Below are 17,348 nucleotides of genomic sequence, written 5' to 3' on the forward strand. Positions count from 1 at the left end.
TACCGGCGCGGGGTGACCAGGTTTTGCGCTAACGCAAATTGCCGGCCGAATGGCGTGCAATCACAAAGTCCTGAAAGGCTCGCGCCATGGAGGCAGAATGGCCAAGATCGACCCGTCACTGGTTGCTCATTTGCCGCTGTTTGCCGGCTTCACCAACGAGGAGCTCGAGGAGATCCTGTGCGAGGCGCGCTCCTCGCGTCATCCGAAGAACAGTGCGGTCTTTGCGCAAGGCGAGGACGCGCATTCCTTCTTCCTGCTGCTGCACGGCCACGTCCGCGCCGCCAAGACCACGCCGACCGGCGAGCAGATCGTGGTGCGCTATGTGGCGCCCGGCGAGACCTTCGGGCTCGCGATGGCGATCGGGCTCACGCAATATCCGGCGACCGCGACCGCGGTCGACGACAGCGTCGTGCTGGCATGGCCGACCGGCGCCTGGCCGCGGCTGGTCGAGAGGTTTCCGGCACTGGCGACCAACACGCTGCAGACCGTCGGCACGCGCTTGCAGGAGAGCCACACCCGCGTGCTGGAGATGTCGACCCAGCAGGTCGAGCAGCGCGTCGCGCATGCGTTGCTGCGGCTTGCAAAGCAATCCGGCAAGAAGCTCGACCACGGCATCGAGATCGACTTTCCGATCAGCCGCCAGGACATCGCGCAGATGACCGGCACCACGCTGCACACCGTGAGCCGTATCCTGAGCGGCTGGGAGAGCCAGGGCCTCGTCGAAAGCGGGCGCCAGCGCATCATCCTGCGCGAGCCGCACAAGATCTTCGTGCTCGCCGAGCAGAGCGCGGACGGCGGCTCGGCGCGTTGATCACGCCGGCACGTTCTCGCACAGCGCGGCCAGGAATGTTTCGCGATCGATGCCGTGCTCGCGGCATGCGTCGTCGACGGTGTGGAAGCAGGCGATCGGACAGCCGACGCACGCCATCCTGAACCGAAGGAACACGCGGATCGTGTGCGGCGCCGAGCGCATGATGTCGTCGACGAGATCGTCAGATCGGAAGGGCATGGGTAACTCCGTTCCGATGGGACGATAGCGGCGTTGTCGACAGTCTCTTTGTCGAGGCGCAAGCTCGCACCGGTTCCTCCGCCGTCATTCCGGGGCGCGCGAAGCGCGAGCCCGGAATGACGATGGGAAAATACCTAGACCGCCCGGCTGTGCAGCTGCTTGGCGGCGTCCAGATGCGCGTCGAAGGCGGCGGCGACGCTGCGGACGAGGAAGCGGGAATCCCGGGCGACCGCGAGCTGGTTGCCGTCGAGCCTGACCACGCCGTCGGAGATCAGCGTCTGCAGCCGCGGCGCGGACTGCAGCATGCTATCGGCTCGCGCGCCATGCCGGGCACAGATCGCGCCGAGATCGGCGCCGTAGTCGCACATGATGCGCTCGATGATGTCGGCGCGCAGCCGGTCGTCGCCGGTCAGCGCGTAGCCCTTGAGGGTTGCGAGGCGGCCGGCCTCGATGGCCTTCGCATAGGCGACGATCGATACCTCGTTCTGGACGTAGCCCTGCGGCAGATGACCGATGGCGCTGGCGCCGAAGCCGAGCAGCACATCGCTCACATCGGTCGTGTAGCCCTGGAAATTGCGACGCAACGTCTTGCTCGCGAAGGCCAGCGCCATGGCGTCGTCCGGACGTGCGAAATGGTCGAGCCCGATCTGCACATAGCCGGCCGCCTTCAGCGCGTCGGCGATCGCGCAGGCCTGGTCGTGCCGTGCCGGGCCATTGGGCAGAACCGCCGCGTCGATCTTGCGCTGGTGCTTCTTGAAGGTCGGCACATGGGCATAGCCGAACACCGAGAAGCGGTCGGGCTCGAGCTCCAGGCTGCGCCGCACCGTGTCGAGACAGGAGGCGATGGTCTGGTGCGGCAGTCCGTAGATCAGGTCGAAATTGACGCCCTTGATGCCGGCGCGCCGCAAGCTCCGGGTGACGGTCGCAGTCTGCTCAAAGCTCTGCACGCGGTTGATCGCAAGCTGCACGCGCGGATCGAAGCTCTGCACGCCGAGGCTGGCACGGTTGACGCCGGCAAGCGCCAGCGCGTCGGTCATCTCTTGCGTCAGCGTCCGCGGATCGATCTCGATCGCGATCTCGGCCGACGGCAGCACGAAGTACGCCTGCCGGATCGCCGCCATCAATTCGGTGAAAGCCTCGGGCGCCATGATCGTCGGCGTACCGCCGCCGAAATGGATGTGCGTGACCTTGATGCGACGGCCGATCGTGTCGGCCACCAGATCGACCTCGCGGCGCAGCGTCCGCTGATAGGCCGCGATCAGATCGTCGCGGCGGGCGATCTGGGTGTGGCAGCCGCAGTACCAGCACATCTTGCGGCAGAACGGCACGTGCAGATAGAGCGAGGCGCTGACATTGGTGGGAAGCTCGGCGAGCCATTGGCCGTAGGCCTTGGCGCCGACCGCGGGCGAGAAATGCGGAGCGGTCGGGTAGCTCGTGTAGCGCGGCAGACGTTCGTCGCCGTAGCTTGCCGCGAGATCCGCTCTCATGTCCTGATCCATTCCTGATGTCCGAGGTCTTGCGGGACGCGCGCCCCGCAAGTCCTTTGGCTACCCCGGATTTGGCCGTTCCACCTTGCGCTCGCTCAAAGTGCAGCGGAATTGGCGCCGCCAGAACTTTGCGCTCGCGCAAAGCGCCGATGGCGGTTTCGGCGCATGTCGGAAGCTGATCCTGCGACCGATCGGAGCTGGCGCCATGGCGCATCTCGCACTCGACATCGTCCTCTGGCTGGTGGGCGTTCGCGGCCATATTCCGCGGTTCGACGATTTTCGCCCCGCCCCGCCCGCCGCTGCCGCAGGCTCCAATCATGCGCTGCGCGCGCTCGCCGCGGCGGTTGTCATCTTCGCCTCGCTGCCGCTCGCGATCTGGGCCGCGGTGTGGCTCGTCATCCAATTGCTCTAGCTGCGCTTCTTAAAACAAGGGAAACAGCCGTCATGAACACGTCCAAGCGCGCACTCGCCTGCGCAGCCGCCCTGTCGTGCCTTTGGTCGCAACCGGCGCTGGCCGGCGATGCGACGTCCGGCGAACTCGTCATCAGCAAGGCATGGAGCCGCGCAACGCCCGGGGGCGCCAAGGTCGCCGGCGGCTATCTCACCATCGAGAACAAGGGAGCCGCGCCGGAGCGGCTGAAGGCGGCATCGACGACGCTCGCCGCCAAGACCGAGATCCACGAGATATCGATCAACAACGGCGTCATGACCATGCGCCCGCTCGAAGGCGGCCTCGCGATCGCGCCGGGACACTCCGTCCAGCTCGCGCCGGGCGGCGGACATCTGATGTTCGAGGGTCTCAAGGCGCCACTGCAGCAGGGCGATCAGGTGCCGGTCACGCTGTCGTTCGAGCATGCCGGCGAGGTGACGGTGACGCTCGACGTACAGGCCCTTGGCGCGCAAGCGCCCGAACCTGCAAACAGCGCGCGGGCGCCGGAGCAATCAAACTCCGCGCAAGCGTCGGAATCGACAAGCAACGCGCAAGCGCCGCAGCCCGCTAATCGCACGGAAGCAGCAGCGCCTGCGCCGGCAGCCACTGAGGCAGACGAAAGCTTCTTCACGCATCTGCATGCCGAGAAGGCGATGGCGAACGTCACGGTCTCGCCGGGCCGTGCCGGCCCGGTCGAGATTGCGATCCAACTTGAAGATGCGAATGAGTTGCCGCTTGCAGCCAGCTCCGTCTCGGTCACGCTCGGCAATATCGAGCATGGTGTCGCGCCCATCACTGCGAATGCAGAACGCGTCGGCCACGATCAATGGCGCGTCACGATGTCAGCGCCGCTGTCCGGGCGCTGGTCGCTCGGCCTCGACATCCACATCACGCCGTCGGATGCGGTTAACGTCGTGTCACCGATCCTGCTCCGGTAACCGACCTAAGTACTGCTCCGGAGGCAAATCAGGCGAAAGGTTGTTGCAGCGCAAACTCTCTTGCACCAGGAAGCGCAGAGTGGGTCCCGTCATCAAAACCTTTTCAGATGAAGGATGCTTCCGATGCTAACCCGCAGAGCCGCATTGATCAGCGCCGCCGCGACCGCCCTCATGCTGGCGACACCCGCTTTCGCCGCCAATGATCTCAAGCTGCCGCGGCAGAAGGTCGAGCTGGTCGCACCGCCTTTCGTGCACGCGCACGAGCAGGCCACGACGCAGGGCCCCAAGATCATCGAGTTCAAGATGACGATCCAGGAGAAGAAGGTCGTCATCGACGACAAGGGCACCACCTTCCAGGCCATGACCTTCAACGGATCGATGCCCGGGCCGCTGATGGTCGTGCATGAAGGCGACTATGTCGAGTTGACGCTGGTCAATCCCGCGACCAACACCATGCCGCACAACATCGACTTCCATTCCGCGACCGGTGCGCTCGGCGGCGGCGAGCTCACGCTGGTCAATCCGGGCGAGCAGGTCGTGCTGCGCTGGAAGGCGACCCGCACCGGCGTGTTCGTCTATCACTGCGCCCCGGGCGGCCCGATGATCCCCTGGCACGTCGTCTCCGGCATGAACGGCGCCGTGATGGTGCTGCCGCGCGACGGGCTGAACGACGGCAAGGGCCACGCGCTGAAATACGACAAGGTCTACTACATCGGCGAGCAGGACATGTATGTGCCGCGCGACGAGAAGGGCAACTTCAAGTCCTATGACTCGCCAGGCGAGGCCTACACCGACACCGAGGAGGTGATGAAGAAGCTGATCCCCTCGCACGTCGTGTTCAACGGCAAGGTCGGCGCACTCACCGGCAAGAATGCGCTCACGGCCAACGTCGGCGAGAACGTTCTGATCGTGCACTCGCAGGCCAATCGCGACAGCCGTCCGCATCTGATCGGCGGCCATGGCGACTATGTCTGGGAGACCGGCAAGTTCTCCAATGCGCCGGAGACCGGGCTTGAGACCTGGTTCATCCGCGGTGGCTCGGCGGGAGCAGCGATGTACAAGTTTCTGCAGCCCGGCATCTACGCCTATGTCACGCACAACCTGATCGAGGCCGCCGATCTCGGCGCCACCGCCCACTTCAAGGTCGAAGGCAAGTGGAACGACGACCTCATGACCCAGGTGAAGGCGCCTGCGGAAATCCCGGCTCCCAATACCAACTGATCGCGACAAGGGGCCGGCGATGAACCGGCCCCTCTTCTTTCGGGGGACTCCCATGCTGATCGCATTCAAGCTGAAGCTGGCGCTCGCCTGCGTCGCCGGATTCGCAACGCCGCTTGCCGTCGCACCTCTGATGACTGACGTCGCCACGCACAGCGCGCCTGGCGAGCCGGCGATCGTGGAGATCGCCGCAGGCAATTTCACCTATCGTGCCGCCGGCGATTTCACGCGCGCGGGCCAACAGGCGGAGGTGCCACTGCGAACGGTGCGCTTTGCAAAGCCGCTTGCGATCATGCAGCAGCAGGTGTCCTCCGCCGACTATCAGCTCTGCGTGCTGGACGGCGCGTGCCGCGCGCTCGACCGCGACGTCGTGGTCGCATCCGATCATCCCGCGGTGCAGGTGAGCTGGCACGATACGCAGGCCTATGCCGGCTGGCTGTCGCGCAAGACCGGCAAGAGCTGGCGCCTGCCGAGCGATGAGGAATGGGCCTTCGCCGCCGGCAGCAGGTTCAGGGATGACGGATCGCCGGTCGACGCCGCCGATCCCTCAAAACGCTGGATCAGCCGCTACGAGCGCGAATCCGAACGCGACCTGGCGGACACCGCAACCTATCCATTCGGCAAGTTCGGCCCCAACGAGCATGGCATCGAGGATTTCGCCGGCAATGTCTGGGAATGGACCTCGACCTGCTTCGTGCGCGAGCGGGTCGACGAGAACGGCAATGCGGGCCGTCAGACCGTCAATTGCGGCGTGCGCGTCGCCGAGGGCGCTCACCGTGCCTACGTCACCGACTTCATCCGGGACGCCCGCGCCGGCGGCTGCGCGCAAGGCGTCCCGCCCGCCAATCTCGGCTTCCGCCTGGTGCGCGAGGAGACGTCATGGGTCGCGAGCGTGTCGCAGCGGCTCGGCAAGGCGTTGTCGGCGAGGTCTTGATGTGTCGGCACGTTGACGCGTGAATTGAGAGAGCGACGGCGACGCCCCGCTCCGTCATTGCGAGCGCCCTCCTCACTCTCAGGCGCTGTAGGGTGGGCAAAGCGGAGCGTGCCCACCATCGTCACCGCGGACACGGAGGGAATGGTGGGCACGGCGCTTCGCGCCTTTGCCCACCCTACAAGCTCAAACGAAAATGGCCGGGACGAAGCCCGGCCATTTCGCGATTATCCGCCGACCGCGATCTTACGTATTCTTCAGCGCGACACGAAACTCGGCTTCGGTCTTGGACTTCACCTCGTCGAGGGTGACGCCATCGGCGAGCTCGATCAGGGCCATGCCGCCGTCGCCGTGCTTGTCGATGGTGAAGACGGCGAGATCGGTGACGACCATGTCGACGACACGCTCGCCGGTCAGCGGCAGGTTGCACTTCTTCAGGAGCTTCGCGCCGTCCTTGGCGGAATGCTCCATCACCACCACGACGCGCTTGACGCCGGCGACGAGGTCCATCGCGCCGCCCATGCCCTTGACCATCTTGCCGGGGATCATCCAGTTGGCGAGGTCGCCGTTCTGGGCCACCTGCATGGCGCCGAGGATCGACAGGTCCATGTGGCCGCCGCGGATCATGCCGAAGGAATCGGCGCTCGAGAAATAGCTGGTCGAGGGCAGCTCGCTCACAGTCTGCTTGCCGGCATTGATGAGGTCGGCGTCTTCCTCGCCCTCATAGGGGAACGGGCCCATGCCGAGCATGCCGTTCTCGCTCTGCAGGCTGACGTCCATGCCATCGGGGATGTAGTTCGAGACCAGCGTCGGGATACCGATACCGAGGTTGACGTAGTAGCCGTCACGCAATTCCTTTGCGGCGCGCGCGGCCATCTGTTCACGGGTCCAGGCCATCTTATTCTCCTGTAGTCCTTAGTTGCGCATGATCTTGCCGGAAAACCGGTGTCCACTTTTCCGGATCATGCGCTCAAGCTGCCGGGCGCGGGCGGGTGTTGCGGAATTCGATGCGCTTCTTGGCCGTGCCGACCTCGACGATGCGCTTCACGAAAAGACCGGGCGTGTGGATGTGGTCGGGATTGAGCTCGCCGGCCGGAACCAGATGCTCGACCTCGGCGACCGTGATCTTGGCGGCGGTCGCCATCATCGGATTAAAATTGCGCGCGGTCTTGCGGTAAATGAGGTTGCCGGCAGTGTCGCCCTTCCAGGCGTGGACGATGGCGAGGTCGGCGAACAGGCCGCGCTCCATCAGGTATTTCTGGCCGTCGAACTCCTTCACTTCCTTGCCCTCGGCGATCAGCGTGCCGACGCCGGTCTTGGTGTAGAAGGCCGGGATGCCCGCGCCACCGGCGCGGATGCGCTCGGCGAGCGTGCCTTGGGGGTTGAATTCGAGTTCCAGCTCGCCCGCGAGGTACTGCTGGGCGAACAGCTTGTTCTCGCCGACATAGGACGAGATCATCTTCTTGATCTGCCGGGTTTCCAGCAGGCGGCTGAGCCCGATGCCATCGACGCCGGCATTGTTGGAGACCACCGTCAGGCCCTTGACGCCGGAGTCGCGGATCGCGTCCGAGAGCGCCTCGGCAATGCCGCAGAGGCCGAAACCGCCCGACATGATCATCATGCCGTCCTTGAGAATGCCATCGAGAGCCGACTTGGCGTCGGGATAGACCTTGTTCATGCGGGAAACCTTGGGTGTGAGGCGTTGCGCCCTTGTTGGCCGGGATTATTAGGCGAAATGGTCTTGAGCCGTCAATGATACGGGGTTTCCGGCGCGCGGGCCCGATGATAGAGGCTGCCCACGGCGTGGGCATAACCGCCTCCCCGGCCTTGAAAGCGACAAGAAAACCCATCAAGTTGCGGGACTTGTACGTGGGGCACGTTAGGCTCCCGGCTCGTCCCGTTGAGCGCCCGACAACCCAACCCGATCAGGACATGCCATTGACGATGGCCCAAGGAATGAAGCGCCTGGGGACGCCGATTGCGGCGCTGCTCGGCATTGTGCTGATCGCCCTGGTCGCGACCTCCTGGCTGATCAACCGCGACGCGCTGCGCAAGGCGGTCGAGGGCCAGATCCGCGCCGTCACCGGGCTCGAGCTCAATGTCGCCGGCGCCATCGACATCTCGGTGCTGCCGGCGAGCTACGTCTCCTTCCACGACGTCAGCCTGAAGGGTCCCGGCGGGGACAGCGATCCGGCCCTGCATGTCGAGGTGCTCACCGCGAATTTGCGGCTGCTGCCGCTGCTGCTCCAGCGCTTCGAGATCTCCGACCTGATGCTGCTGCGGCCGCATATCCACGTCAGCCTCGAGGCCAATGGCGACAGCAACTGGACCCCTTTCATCCAGACCATCGCGCGCACCATGAAGCCGGGCGCCGACAACCAGGTGTCGTTCTCCGAGATCCGGGTCCAGGACGGCGTGCTCGACTACGAGGACGTCGCCAGCCACGGCACCGAAAAGTTCGAGGACATCGACCTGTCGCTGGCCTGGCCCTCGATCTCGCGCTCCTTTGCAGCCACCGGGCAGTTCGACTGGCGCGGCGAGCGCGTCGACGGCTCGATCAGCTTCTCCGATTTCGTCGCAGCGCTCTCAGGCGACCGCTCGGGCCTGAAGGCGCGGATCACCAGCCCGCCGCTGAAGCTCGCCTTCGACGGCAGCGTCGCCAACCGCACCAGCGCGATGATGGAAGGCACGCTCACCATCGACAGCCCGTCCTTGCGCAACGCGCTGCGCTGGACCGGCCAGCCGCAGCCGGGCAGCGGCGGGTTTGGCCGCTTCGCGCTCAAGGCGCGCGCCAACGTGGTGGGCGCCTCGATCGCTCTCACCAACGTCAATGTCGAGCTCGACGGCAATGTCGCCGAAGGCGTGATGACCTACGCCAACAACGGCCGGCAGACGCTCCAGGCAACGCTGGCCGCCGACGCGCTCGACTTCACGCCCTACATCTCGACCTTCCGCCTGCTGGCAAGCGGCGCGCGCGACTGGAACAGGCAGCTGTTCGACCTCAACGGCCTGTCGACCACCGATCTCGACATGCGCCTGTCGGCGGCGCGTCTGACGGTGGGACCGTCGAAACTCGGCCGCACCGCGATCGGCGCAAACCTGCGTAACGGAACGCTGGCGCTCTCGGTCGGCGAGGCGCAGGTCTATGGCGGCATCGCCAGGGGCTCGTTCGGCATCGCGCGCTCCGACACGGTCGCCGACGTCAAGGCGCAATTCCAGTTCATCGACGTCGATTTGCAGGCCTGCACCTCCGAGCTGTTCGGCATCAACAAGCTGTCCGGCCGCGGCAACATCAATGTGTCGCTGGTCGCCTCCGGCTCGAGCCCGTTCGGCCTCGTGCAATCGCTCGACGGCACCGCCTCGGTAACCGGGCATGACGGCGCGATCTCCGGCTTCAACGCCGAGCAGCTGTTGAAGCGGCTGGAGCGGCGGCCGCTGTCGGGCGGCGGCAATTTCCGCAACGGCTCGACGCCCTATAACAACATGACGTTGTCGGTGAAGTTCGCCGACGGCATCGCGACCGCCGACGACATCCACATCGAGGGACCGGCCGCGAAGATCACGCTGACCGGCACCGCCTCGGTGCCAACGCGCGAATACGATATGAAGGGCGTGGCGAGCCTGAACGGCGCATCCGGCTTCGAGTTGCCCTTCGTCGTGCAGGGGCCCTGGGACGATCCGCTGATCTTCCCCGATCCGGAAAGCCTGATCCGCCGCTCGCCGGCCTCCGCGCCGCTGCTCGAATCCGTGCGCAATCCCAAGACGCGCGACGCCGTGCGCTCGGTGCTCGAGCGCTTCACCGGCACCAAGCCCGCTGCGCCCGACGCCGCGGCCGCACCGACCGCGGACAACGCGAAGGAAAGCGCCAAGGACGGCGCCAAATCGAATTGACGCCGCGCAATCGACAGAGCGCGAATTGATTGCCGTGAATTGATGCCTCGATTGGATCGATGCGCGACGTTAAGACTGTTCGCGGGCGAAATCCCCCTCGACCTAGGTCTGACAAGATGCCGCTAGATCGGCCCCCGCCCATGCGCTAGTGTTTTCCCCGACCGGTTAAACACCGGCGACTTGAGGGAGAAAAACGTGAAATCAAGGGTTATTGGCGCATTTTCACTCGCGGTTGCTGCGGTCGGGCTGTTTGCAGCCACTGCACCCGCGTTTGCCCAGCAGAAGACCATCACGGTCTGGTGGGGCAAGGGCTTCTATCGCTCCGAAGACGACGCGCTCATCGACACTATCAAGAAGTTTGAAGCCAAGACCGGCATCAAGGTCGAATTGTCGCAGTACGCGATCCAGGACATGATTCCGAAGACCGTGGCCGCGCTCGATGCCGGCACCGTGCCGGATGTTGCCTATGCCGACACCTACGACGTTCAGGTACAGGGCAAGTGGGCCTATGAGGGCAAGCTCGAGGATCTGTCCGACGTCATGGAGCCGATCAAGGACAGGTTCGTACCGAACACGCTGGAAGCGTCGATCCTCTACAACGACGTCGCCAAGAAGAAGGCCTATTACGGCTTCCCGCTGAAGCAGCAGAGCATGCACGTCCAGATCTGGGGCGACATGCTGGAGAAGGCCGGCTTCAAGCAGAGCGACATCCCGAACGACTGGGAAGGCTACTGGTCGTTCTGGTGCGACAAGGTGCAGCCGGCGATCCGTAAAGCCACCGGCCAGCGCATCTACGCCGTGGGCCAGCCGATGGGCGTGGAATCCACCGACGCCTTCCAGTCGTTCTACACCTTCATGGACGCCTACCACGTCAAGCTGGTCGACGACGACGGCAAGCTGCTGGTCGACGACCCCAAGGTTCGCGAGAACCTGATCAAGGCGATGAAGGACTACACCGACACCTACATCAGGGGCTGCACGCCGCCCTCCTCCACGACCTGGAAGGATCCGGACAACAACGTCGCCTTCCACAACAAGACCATCGTGATGACCCACAACTTCACGATCTCGATCGCGGCAAAGTGGTTCGAGGATTCCACCAACCAGAACCTGACGCCGGAGCAGCGCGAAGCCGGCAAGAAGGCCTACGAGCAGGACATCATCACCGCGTCCTTCCCCAAGGCGCCGGATGGTTCGACCATCCGCTACCGCTCCGACGTCAAGACCGGGTTGATCTTCACCGCGGCCAAGAACAAGGCCGAGGCCAAGCAGTTCGTCAGTTTCCTGCTGCAGGAGGAGAACGTCCGCCCCTACATCGAGGGCGCGCTCGGCCGCTGGTTCCCGGTGACCAAGGAAAGCCAGGCGAGCCCGTTCTGGCAGGCTGACCGGCACCGCAAGGCGGTCTACAGCCAGTTCACCGGCGGTACGGCGCCGTTCGACTTCACCAAGAACTGGAAGTTCACGATCCTGAACAACGAGAACGTCTGGGCCAAGGCGATGAACCGGGTCGTGAGCGAGAAGGTCCCGGTCGACAAGGCCGTCGACGAGCTCATCGCCCGCATCAAGCAGGTCGTGGGTTAAGTCATCCTGCCTCTCCCCGCTTTGCGGGGAGAGGTGTAGAACAACACCGGCCGCATTTTGCGGCCGGTAGCCCGTTTGAAGAGTTCGAAAAGAATGGCGATCACGCTCTCTGGCGATCAAGCGATAGCCTCGCCGCCTCTGTCGTCGCGGCTGACCCCGGCGCAGGTCTGGGGCATCGTGCTGCTTGCGCCCTATTTCCTCGTCTTCCTCGCCTTCGTCGTCTATCCGGTCGGCTATGGCCTGTGGCTGGCGCGCAATCCCGCGAGCTATGTCGCGCTGTACAACGACCCGATCTTCGCGCGCGCAGCGGTCAACACGCTGATCTTCCTGGTCATCGGCATCAACATCAAGATGCTGATCGCGCTGTTCCTGTCCGGCTTCTTCGCCCAGCAGCGCCCCTGGATCAAATGGCTGTCCGTCATCTTCATCCTGCCCTGGGCGGTGCCGTCGATCCCGACCATCCTGTCGGTGCGCTTCATGCTCAATCCCGAATGGGGCATGGTCAACCACTTCATCTTCAACCTGACGGGCGATGACGGCCCGAACTGGCTGAACGATCCGACGGTCGCGCTCGCGATGGCGATCGCCGTGCACATCTGGAAGTCGCTGCCGTTCTGGACGCTTATCCTGCTGACCGGACGGCTCGCCATCCCCCACGATCTGTACGAGGCATGCGACGTCGACGGCGCCAATTGGTGGCAGAAATTCCGTTTCATCACCTGGCCGTCGATGCAGACGCTCTACATCACCTGCACGCTGCTCTCGATGATCTGGACGCTCGGTGACTTCAACAGCGTTTATCTCTTGACGGGCGGCGGACCGGCCGACCTGACGCATGTGCTGTCGACGCTCGGCATCCGCTATCTCCGCCTCGACCAGCTCTCGCTCGCGATGGCCTCGATCGTCTGCGCCATGCCGTTCGTCCTGCCGCTGGTCTATTTCATGATGAAACGGTTGTCGCGATGAAGCTTCCCACCCTCCGCGAAGTTGGCAACGAGGCCAAGCTGCTGCTGATCGGCATCCCGGTCTTCATCTGGACCATGATTCCGATCTACCACATGTTCCTGTTCGCGATCTCGCCGAAGGAGGACGCGTTCTCGGGCAAGATGTGGCCGGATCATCCGACGCTGCACAATTTCCACATTGTGTTCTTCCAGGAGCACTATTTCCTGCGCGACTTCTGGATCCAGTTCTGGAATTCGACCGTGATCGCGCTCGCCGCCGGCGCGCTGACGCTGTTCGTGGCGACTGCGGCGGCGTTCTCGATCTCGCGGCTCAAGGTGCCCGGCGGCCGCTGGGTGATGAATCTGGCGCTGTTCACCTATTTCATTCCGGCCGCGTTCCTCGCCGTGCCGATGTACCGCACCATGGGCAATTACGGCCTGCTCAACAATCACTGGTCGCTGATCCTGGCGATGGTGACGATCGCTTCGCCTTACGCGATCTGGGTGCTGAAGCAGGCCTCCGACAAGCTTCCGGTCGAACTCGACGAAGCCGCGACCATGGACGGCGCCACCACGCTGCAGCTGTTCCGCCTGGTCTATGTGCCCTTGATGATGCCCTCGCTGGTCGCGATCGGCACCTATGCCGTGCTGCTCGCCTGGAACGAATATCTCTACGCGTTCCTGCTGCTGTCGAACGACCGCGAGATCACCCTCCCCGTCGCGCTCGGCAACTTCCTCGCTGCCGACGATTCGCCGTGGGAACTGTTGATGACGACCGGCTTCATCTACGCGCTGCCGCCCGCCGCGGTCTACTACGCCTTCAAGCGCTACATGGTGGGCGGCCTCACGGCGGGTGCGGTGAAGTCCTAACTATCTGCCGCGCGCTTCCTGCGATAGGCGACCACGAGCGCGATCGTCGAGCCGATGAAATAGCCTGCGGTCGCGCCCGAGACGGCGCGGCCGACGATGATCGCCAACGCGCGGTCGCCGGCGTCGATCGCCGAAATCACGCCGACCGCGTATTGCAGGCCGAATACGGTGAGGTTGCGGACCAGGCCAAACGCGCTGCCCGGACGGATGATCTCGCCGCTCTTGTGATCCACCTCGAACGGGCGCGGCGTCAGGATGCCGAGCGGCATCAGCGCCAACGCCGCCGCAATCCAGGCAACGAGCGGCCACGCGCTGTCCTGATGGCCGAAGCCGATCCGCGAGACGCCCCAGACGATGAACACGACCGGCACGATCAAGGCGCGCCAGATCGGCGTCGTGCGCGGCTGCATCGCCTTGATGCCCTGCCACACCAGGAAGGCGAGCAGCGCGAACACCCAGACCGGGGTGTGGATCAGGATCTCGTAGGCGAAGGTCATGATTGCTCCCTGCTCAAAGCGGCGCGGCGCTCTCGCCCTGCGAGCTCGACAATTTCGAGGCGAGCGAGGCGATGACGATGACGATGGCGATCAGGCCGATCACCAGCGTGCAGATCGCGTTGATCTCGGGCTTCACCCCGAGCCGCACCTCGGAATAGATCCGGATCGGCAGCGTCGCCGAGCCGGGGCCGGTGGTGAAGCTGGCGATTACGAGATCGTCGAGCGACAGCGTGAAGGCGAGCATCCAGCCTGCAATGATGCTGGGCGCGATCAGGGGTAGCGTGACCAGAAGGAAGGCGCGGACGGGGGCGCAGCCGAGATCCATGGCGGCCTCCTCGAGCGAGCGGTCGAGCGAGCCGAGGCGCGACTGCACCACGACAGCGACGAAGCACATGGTGAGCGTGGTGTGCGCGATCGTCACCGTCCAGAAGCCGCGCTCGGCGTTCAAGGCGACGAACAGCAGCAAGAGCGACAGGCCGGTGATCACCTCCGGCATCACCAGCGGCGCATAGAGCATGCCCGAGAACAGCGTGCGGCCGCGAAATCCTTCGCCGCGCGACAGCGCCACCGCGGCCAGTGTTCCGAGCACGGTCGCGATGCTGGCCGAGGCGACCGCGACGCGCAGGCTCATCCAGGCCGCCTCGATCATGGCGCGGTCGTTGAAGAACTCGCGGTACCAGCGCAGCGACCAGCCGCCCCACACCGTCACCAGCCGCGAGGCATTGAAGGAATAGATGACGAGGATGAGGATCGGCAAGTAGAGGAACGCCAGCCCCAGCGCAAGCGAGGCGACGTTGAAGCGCGAGAGGCGGGAGACCTTGCGCATCTCACCGCTCCTCCAATTGCCGCCGCCGGACCCGCTCGTACAGCAACAGCGGCAGGAGCAGCACGACCAGCAGAATGATGGCGGCCGCGGAAGCGACCGGCCAGTCCTTGTTGGTGAAGAATTCCAGCCACAGCGTCTGGCCGATCATCAACGAGTTGGAGCCGGCCAGGAGATCCGGGATCACGAACTCGCCGACGATCGGAATGAAGCACAGCAGGACGCCGGCGCCGACGCCGGGCAGCGACAGAGGAAAGGTGACGAGCCAGAACACCGCTCCCGGCGGCGCGCCGAGGTCGGCGGCCGCCTCCTCCAGCGCGGGCTCCATCTTGGCCAGCGTCGCGTAGAGCGGCAGGATCATGAACGGCAAATAGGAATAGACGATGCCGAGATACATCGCACTGTCGGTGGAGAGCCACACCACCGGCTGGCTGACCAAATGCAGCGCGAGCAGGATCTGATTGAGCAGGCCGTCATGCTGCAAGATATTGATCCAGGCGTAGATGCGGATCAGGAACGAGGTCCAGAACGGCACGATCACCAGCACCATCGCCACCGCCTGCCAGCGCGTCGGCAGCCGCGCCATGCCATAGGCGATGGGATAGCCGATCAGGAGCAGGATCGCGGTGGCGGTGGCAGCGACGGTGAGGCTGCGCGCATAGGCGAAAACGTAGAGGTCGTCGGAGACCAGCAGCTTGAAATTGTCGACCGACAGCGCGCCGAAGGCGGCCTTGATCGCCGCCCATCCCGCCGTCAGGTCGAACACCGGCTCGTAAGGCGGCTGCGCGATCGCCGTCTGCGACAGGCTGATCTTCAGCACGAAGCCGAACGGCACCAGGAAGAACAGCGCCATCCAGAGGTAAGGCGCGATCGCGGCGAAGCGCGCGGGCCTCGCGAAGATGCGGCGCGCGCTCATTGCTCCAGCACCACGCAATCATCAGGCGCGAACCAGGCGACCACCTTCTGGTTCAAGCCGTAGGCATCCATATCGAGCCGCGCGGTATTGGCCATGGACGACTGCACCGTTCCGCCGGCGTCGAGCTTCACCTTGTAGCTGGTGCTGCCACCGAGATAGCAGATGTCGGTGACGGTTCCCTCCAGCCGGTTGACCGCCGATCCCTGGCCCGTCTCGCCCGAGGGGCCGCGGCGCGACAGCTTGACCTTCTCGGGCCGGATCGCGACGGACAATTTGCCCTTGTCGACCGCCTCGCGCGGCCCCGCGACGACAAGCGTTCCGGCATCGCGGGTGGCAATGGTCAGGCGACGGGCTTCCTGCGATTGCAGCTCACCCTCGAACAGATTGATGTCGCCGACGAACTGCGCGATCCAGCGCGAGCGCGGCGCCTCATAGAGCTCGCGCGGCGATGCGACCTGGACGAGCTTGCCGGCGTCCATCACGCCGATCCTGGTTGCCATCGTCATCGCCTCCTCCTGGTCGTGGGTGACGATGATGAAGGTCATGCCGAGCCGGCGCTGCAGCTCCATCAGCTCTCCTTGCGTGCTCTCGCGCAATTTCTTGTCGAGCGCCGCCAGCGGCTCGTCGAGCAGAAGCAATTGCGGGCGGCGCGCCAGCGCACGCGCCAGCGCGACGCGCTGCCGCTGGCCGCCGGAGAGCTGGTCCGGCCTGCGCTTCTCCATCCCCTCCAGCTTCACCAGCGCGACCATCTCGGCTACGCGCGTGGCGATATCGGCGCGCGCCATGCCGGCACGCTTCAGTCCGAAAGCGATGTTGTCGCGCACCGACAGATGCGGAAACAGCGCGTAGCTCTGGAACATCATGTTGATGGGCCGCTCATGCGGCAGCGCCTGCGCGATGTCGTTGCCGCCGAGCAGGATGCGCCCTTGGTCGGGCGCCTCGAAACCGGCCAGCATGCGGAGCAGCGTGGTCTTGCCGCAGCCGGAGGGACCGAGCAGCGCAAAGAACTCGCCGGCCCCGATGTCGAGCGACACGCCGTCGACGGCGCGGAACGCGCCGAAATCCTTCACCACGCCGTCGATGCGCAGCAGCGGCTGATCCGTCGCCGGATGCGCGCCCGGCCTGGCCGCGTCGGCCGCCTCGATCGCTCGTAGTTCGTCAGCCATGTTCCCTGCCGGCCCCAATGCAGCCGCACGCTAGCGGCGGAACGCCGCCGGCTCAACCGGTTCGGTGCGATCTATCCAAAATCAGCCTTCATGTCCCAGCTCAATCGGCGTATGATTGCAGCATGACCAAGTTGCTGGACCAGGCTCTCGAGATTGCACGCAGTCTGCCGTCAGACGCTCAGGACGACATTGCCCGAATCGTTCTGCAGCTCGCCGGCTCGGAAGCAGCCTCCCCCGTTGCGCTATCGGATGACGAGCGATCGGCGATTTCCACCTCCAAGGCTGCAGCCGCCCGAGGCGAGTTCGCGACCGATGCTCAGGTCCGCGCGACCTGGGCCAAACACGGCCTGTGAAGATACGCTATACACTTCCGGCGCTCACCGACCTCGATTCCATTTTGACCTATATCGCGAACGCTTCTCCGCAAGGAGCAGCACGTGTTCAGAAGCGGATTCAAGACGTCATCAATCTGCTGCTGGCGCATCCTGAGATCGGCATTCGAACCGACGATCCGGACATCCGCAGGCTGACCACGACGCCCTACCCGTTCCTCATCTTCTACGAAATCGCCGACCAAGAGATCATCGTTCACGCCATTCGTCACGCGGCCCGCGATCCCGGTGGAATGCCGGGTGCCCGCTGAGCGG

18 protein-coding genes and 1 pseudogene are annotated in these 17,348 nt (G+C 64.8%); 11 read left to right on the forward strand and 8 right to left on the reverse strand.

Features of this window, described 5'->3' with window-relative positions; translation table 11 throughout:
• The first annotated feature begins 97 nt into the window (after nt 1-97).
• Complete coding sequence (locus tag NLM33_RS25190) at nt 98-811, forward strand: Crp/Fnr family transcriptional regulator (RefSeq protein WP_254099791.1); 714 nt, start codon at nt 98-100, stop codon at nt 809-811.
• On the opposite strand, the gene NLM33_RS25195 is transcribed toward NLM33_RS25190, so the two are convergent.
• Both NLM33_RS25195 and hemN read right to left on the reverse strand, forming a co-directional pair.
• Nucleotides 812-1,009 carry a DUF1858 domain-containing protein gene (locus NLM33_RS25195; RefSeq protein WP_254099793.1) on the reverse strand — a complete coding sequence of 66 codons (198 nt, stop codon included), beginning with the start codon at nt 1,007-1,009 and terminating at the stop codon, nt 812-814.
• 134 nt (nt 1,010-1,143) lie between these two features.
• A complete protein-coding gene (hemN, locus tag NLM33_RS25200; RefSeq protein ID WP_254099795.1) occupies nt 1,144-2,496 on the reverse strand; it encodes an oxygen-independent coproporphyrinogen III oxidase in 1,353 nt (450 codons plus the stop codon).
• A gap of 205 nt (nt 2,497-2,701) precedes the next feature.
• On the opposite strand from hemN, the gene NLM33_RS25205 reads away from it, so the two are divergent.
• The 4 genes and pseudogenes from NLM33_RS25205 to NLM33_RS25220 all read left to right on the forward strand — a co-directional run bounded on the left by NLM33_RS25205 (nt 2,702) and on the right by NLM33_RS25220 (nt 6,016).
• The gene (locus tag NLM33_RS25205) at nt 2,702-2,908 is read left to right on the forward strand and encodes a hypothetical protein (protein WP_254099798.1); all 207 of its coding nucleotides are present in this window, start codon (nt 2,702-2,704) and stop codon (nt 2,906-2,908) included.
• Between the two features lie 32 nt (nt 2,909-2,940).
• A pseudogene (locus NLM33_RS25210) lies at nt 2,941-3,405 on the forward strand (copper chaperone PCu(A)C); the annotation flags it as partial.
• A gap of 582 nt (nt 3,406-3,987) precedes the next feature.
• Nucleotides 3,988-5,085, forward strand: coding sequence for a copper-containing nitrite reductase (nirK, locus tag NLM33_RS25215; RefSeq protein ID WP_254099800.1), 1,098 nt, complete (start codon nt 3,988-3,990; stop codon nt 5,083-5,085).
• Nucleotides 5,086-5,137: 52 nt separating this feature from the next.
• The gene (locus tag NLM33_RS25220) at nt 5,138-6,016 is read left to right on the forward strand and encodes an SUMF1/EgtB/PvdO family nonheme iron enzyme (protein WP_254099802.1); all 879 of its coding nucleotides are present in this window, start codon (nt 5,138-5,140) and stop codon (nt 6,014-6,016) included.
• A gap of 243 nt (nt 6,017-6,259) precedes the next feature.
• Here NLM33_RS25220 and NLM33_RS25225 read toward each other — a convergent pair whose 3' ends face one another.
• Nucleotides 6,260-6,910: a CoA transferase subunit B gene (locus NLM33_RS25225; protein WP_254099804.1), complete on the reverse strand. Its 651-nt coding sequence runs from the start codon at nt 6,908-6,910 to the stop codon at nt 6,260-6,262.
• Between the two features lie 73 nt (nt 6,911-6,983).
• Nucleotides 6,984-7,691 carry a CoA transferase subunit A gene (locus tag NLM33_RS25230; protein ID WP_254099806.1) on the reverse strand — a complete coding sequence of 236 codons (708 nt, stop codon included), beginning with the start codon at nt 7,689-7,691 and terminating at the stop codon, nt 6,984-6,986.
• Between the two features lie 266 nt (nt 7,692-7,957).
• Here NLM33_RS25230 and NLM33_RS25235 point away from each other — a divergent pair, with 266 nt between their 5' ends.
• The 4 genes from NLM33_RS25235 (at nt 7,958) to NLM33_RS25250 (ending at nt 13,299) form a co-directional block, all read left to right on the forward strand.
• Entirely contained in the window at nt 7,958-9,904 is a 1,947-nt protein-coding gene (locus NLM33_RS25235; RefSeq protein ID WP_254105880.1) for an AsmA family protein, read from the forward strand.
• A 195-nt stretch (nt 9,905-10,099) separates the two neighbouring features.
• Nucleotides 10,100-11,485 carry an ABC transporter substrate-binding protein gene (locus NLM33_RS25240; protein ID WP_254099808.1) on the forward strand — a complete coding sequence of 462 codons (1,386 nt, stop codon included), beginning with the start codon at nt 10,100-10,102 and terminating at the stop codon, nt 11,483-11,485.
• 93 nt (nt 11,486-11,578) lie between these two features.
• On the forward strand, nt 11,579-12,451 hold the full coding sequence (locus NLM33_RS25245) for a carbohydrate ABC transporter permease (RefSeq protein ID WP_254099810.1): 873 nt from the start codon (nt 11,579-11,581) through the stop codon (nt 12,449-12,451).
• On the forward strand, nt 12,448-13,299 hold the full coding sequence (locus NLM33_RS25250) for a carbohydrate ABC transporter permease (RefSeq protein ID WP_254099812.1): 852 nt from the start codon (nt 12,448-12,450) through the stop codon (nt 13,297-13,299). Before NLM33_RS25245 ends, NLM33_RS25250 begins: the two co-directional genes overlap by 4 nt.
• Here the strand turns inward: NLM33_RS25250 and NLM33_RS25255 are convergent.
• The 4 genes from NLM33_RS25255 to NLM33_RS25270 are packed head-to-tail and all read right to left on the reverse strand — an operon-like array spanning nt 13,296 to nt 16,701.
• Nucleotides 13,296-13,796 carry a DUF6622 family protein gene (locus NLM33_RS25255; RefSeq protein WP_254099814.1) on the reverse strand — a complete coding sequence of 167 codons (501 nt, stop codon included), beginning with the start codon at nt 13,794-13,796 and terminating at the stop codon, nt 13,296-13,298. The two genes, NLM33_RS25250 and NLM33_RS25255, sit on opposite strands and share 4 nt — an antisense overlap.
• A 13-nt stretch (nt 13,797-13,809) precedes the next feature.
• Nucleotides 13,810-14,622 carry an ABC transporter permease gene (locus NLM33_RS25260; protein ID WP_254099816.1) on the reverse strand — a complete coding sequence of 271 codons (813 nt, stop codon included), beginning with the start codon at nt 14,620-14,622 and terminating at the stop codon, nt 13,810-13,812.
• A gap of 1 nt (nt 14,623) precedes the next feature.
• On the reverse strand, nt 14,624-15,535 hold the full coding sequence (locus NLM33_RS25265) for an ABC transporter permease (protein ID WP_254099818.1): 912 nt from the start codon (nt 15,533-15,535) through the stop codon (nt 14,624-14,626).
• Nucleotides 15,532-16,701 (reverse strand): ABC transporter ATP-binding protein, encoded by a 1,170-nt coding sequence (locus tag NLM33_RS25270; RefSeq protein ID WP_254099822.1) that lies wholly within the window; start codon nt 16,699-16,701, stop codon nt 15,532-15,534. Before NLM33_RS25270 ends, NLM33_RS25265 begins: the two co-directional genes overlap by 4 nt.
• 122 nt (nt 16,702-16,823) lie before the next feature.
• Between NLM33_RS25270 and NLM33_RS25275 the strand changes: the two genes are divergently transcribed.
• Nucleotides 16,824-17,054, forward strand: coding sequence for a hypothetical protein (locus tag NLM33_RS25275; RefSeq protein ID WP_254099824.1), 231 nt, complete (start codon nt 16,824-16,826; stop codon nt 17,052-17,054).
• On the forward strand, nt 17,051-17,344 hold the full coding sequence (locus tag NLM33_RS25280) for a type II toxin-antitoxin system RelE/ParE family toxin (RefSeq protein ID WP_256570552.1): 294 nt from the start codon (nt 17,051-17,053) through the stop codon (nt 17,342-17,344). The genes NLM33_RS25275 and NLM33_RS25280 overlap by 4 nt, the downstream gene beginning before the upstream one ends.
• The last annotated feature ends 4 nt before the right edge of the window (nt 17,345-17,348 follow it).

The organism is Bradyrhizobium sp. CCGUVB1N3 (assembly GCF_024199925.1).
Classification (GTDB): Bacteria; Pseudomonadota; Alphaproteobacteria; order Rhizobiales; family Xanthobacteraceae; genus Bradyrhizobium.

What these genes read in the sequence shown, in the direction of transcription:
- NLM33_RS25225 (WP_254099804.1), bottom strand. Translation starts at nt 6,910, where the DNA reads ATGGCCTGGACCCGTGAACAGATGGCCGCGCGCGCCGCAAAGGAATTG.
- NLM33_RS25250 (WP_254099812.1), top strand. Translation starts at nt 12,448, where the DNA reads ATGAAGCTTCCCACCCTCCGCGAAGTTGGCAACGAGGCCAAGCTGCTG.
- NLM33_RS25275 (WP_254099824.1), top strand. Translation starts at nt 16,824, where the DNA reads ATGACCAAGTTGCTGGACCAGGCTCTCGAGATTGCACGCAGTCTGCCG.
- NLM33_RS25190 (WP_254099791.1), top strand. Translation starts at nt 98, where the DNA reads ATGGCCAAGATCGACCCGTCACTGGTTGCTCATTTGCCGCTGTTTGCC.
- NLM33_RS25255 (WP_254099814.1), bottom strand. Translation starts at nt 13,796, where the DNA reads ATGACCTTCGCCTACGAGATCCTGATCCACACCCCGGTCTGGGTGTTC.
- NLM33_RS25235 (WP_254105880.1), top strand. Translation starts at nt 7,958, where the DNA reads ATGGCCCAAGGAATGAAGCGCCTGGGGACGCCGATTGCGGCGCTGCTC.
- NLM33_RS25260 (WP_254099816.1), bottom strand. Translation starts at nt 14,622, where the DNA reads ATGCGCAAGGTCTCCCGCCTCTCGCGCTTCAACGTCGCCTCGCTTGCG.
- NLM33_RS25220 (WP_254099802.1), top strand. Translation starts at nt 5,138, where the DNA reads ATGCTGATCGCATTCAAGCTGAAGCTGGCGCTCGCCTGCGTCGCCGGA.
- NLM33_RS25230 (WP_254099806.1), bottom strand. Translation starts at nt 7,691, where the DNA reads ATGAACAAGGTCTATCCCGACGCCAAGTCGGCTCTCGATGGCATTCTC.
- NLM33_RS25245 (WP_254099810.1), top strand. Translation starts at nt 11,579, where the DNA reads ATGGCGATCACGCTCTCTGGCGATCAAGCGATAGCCTCGCCGCCTCTG.
- NLM33_RS25195 (WP_254099793.1), bottom strand. Translation starts at nt 1,009, where the DNA reads ATGCCCTTCCGATCTGACGATCTCGTCGACGACATCATGCGCTCGGCG.
- NLM33_RS25265 (WP_254099818.1), bottom strand. Translation starts at nt 15,535, where the DNA reads ATGAGCGCGCGCCGCATCTTCGCGAGGCCCGCGCGCTTCGCCGCGATC.
- nirK (WP_254099800.1), top strand. Translation starts at nt 3,988, where the DNA reads ATGCTAACCCGCAGAGCCGCATTGATCAGCGCCGCCGCGACCGCCCTC.
- NLM33_RS25270 (WP_254099822.1), bottom strand. Translation starts at nt 16,701, where the DNA reads ATGGCTGACGAACTACGAGCGATCGAGGCGGCCGACGCGGCCAGGCCG.
- NLM33_RS25205 (WP_254099798.1), top strand. Translation starts at nt 2,702, where the DNA reads ATGGCGCATCTCGCACTCGACATCGTCCTCTGGCTGGTGGGCGTTCGC.
- hemN (WP_254099795.1), bottom strand. Translation starts at nt 2,496, where the DNA reads ATGAGAGCGGATCTCGCGGCAAGCTACGGCGACGAACGTCTGCCGCGC.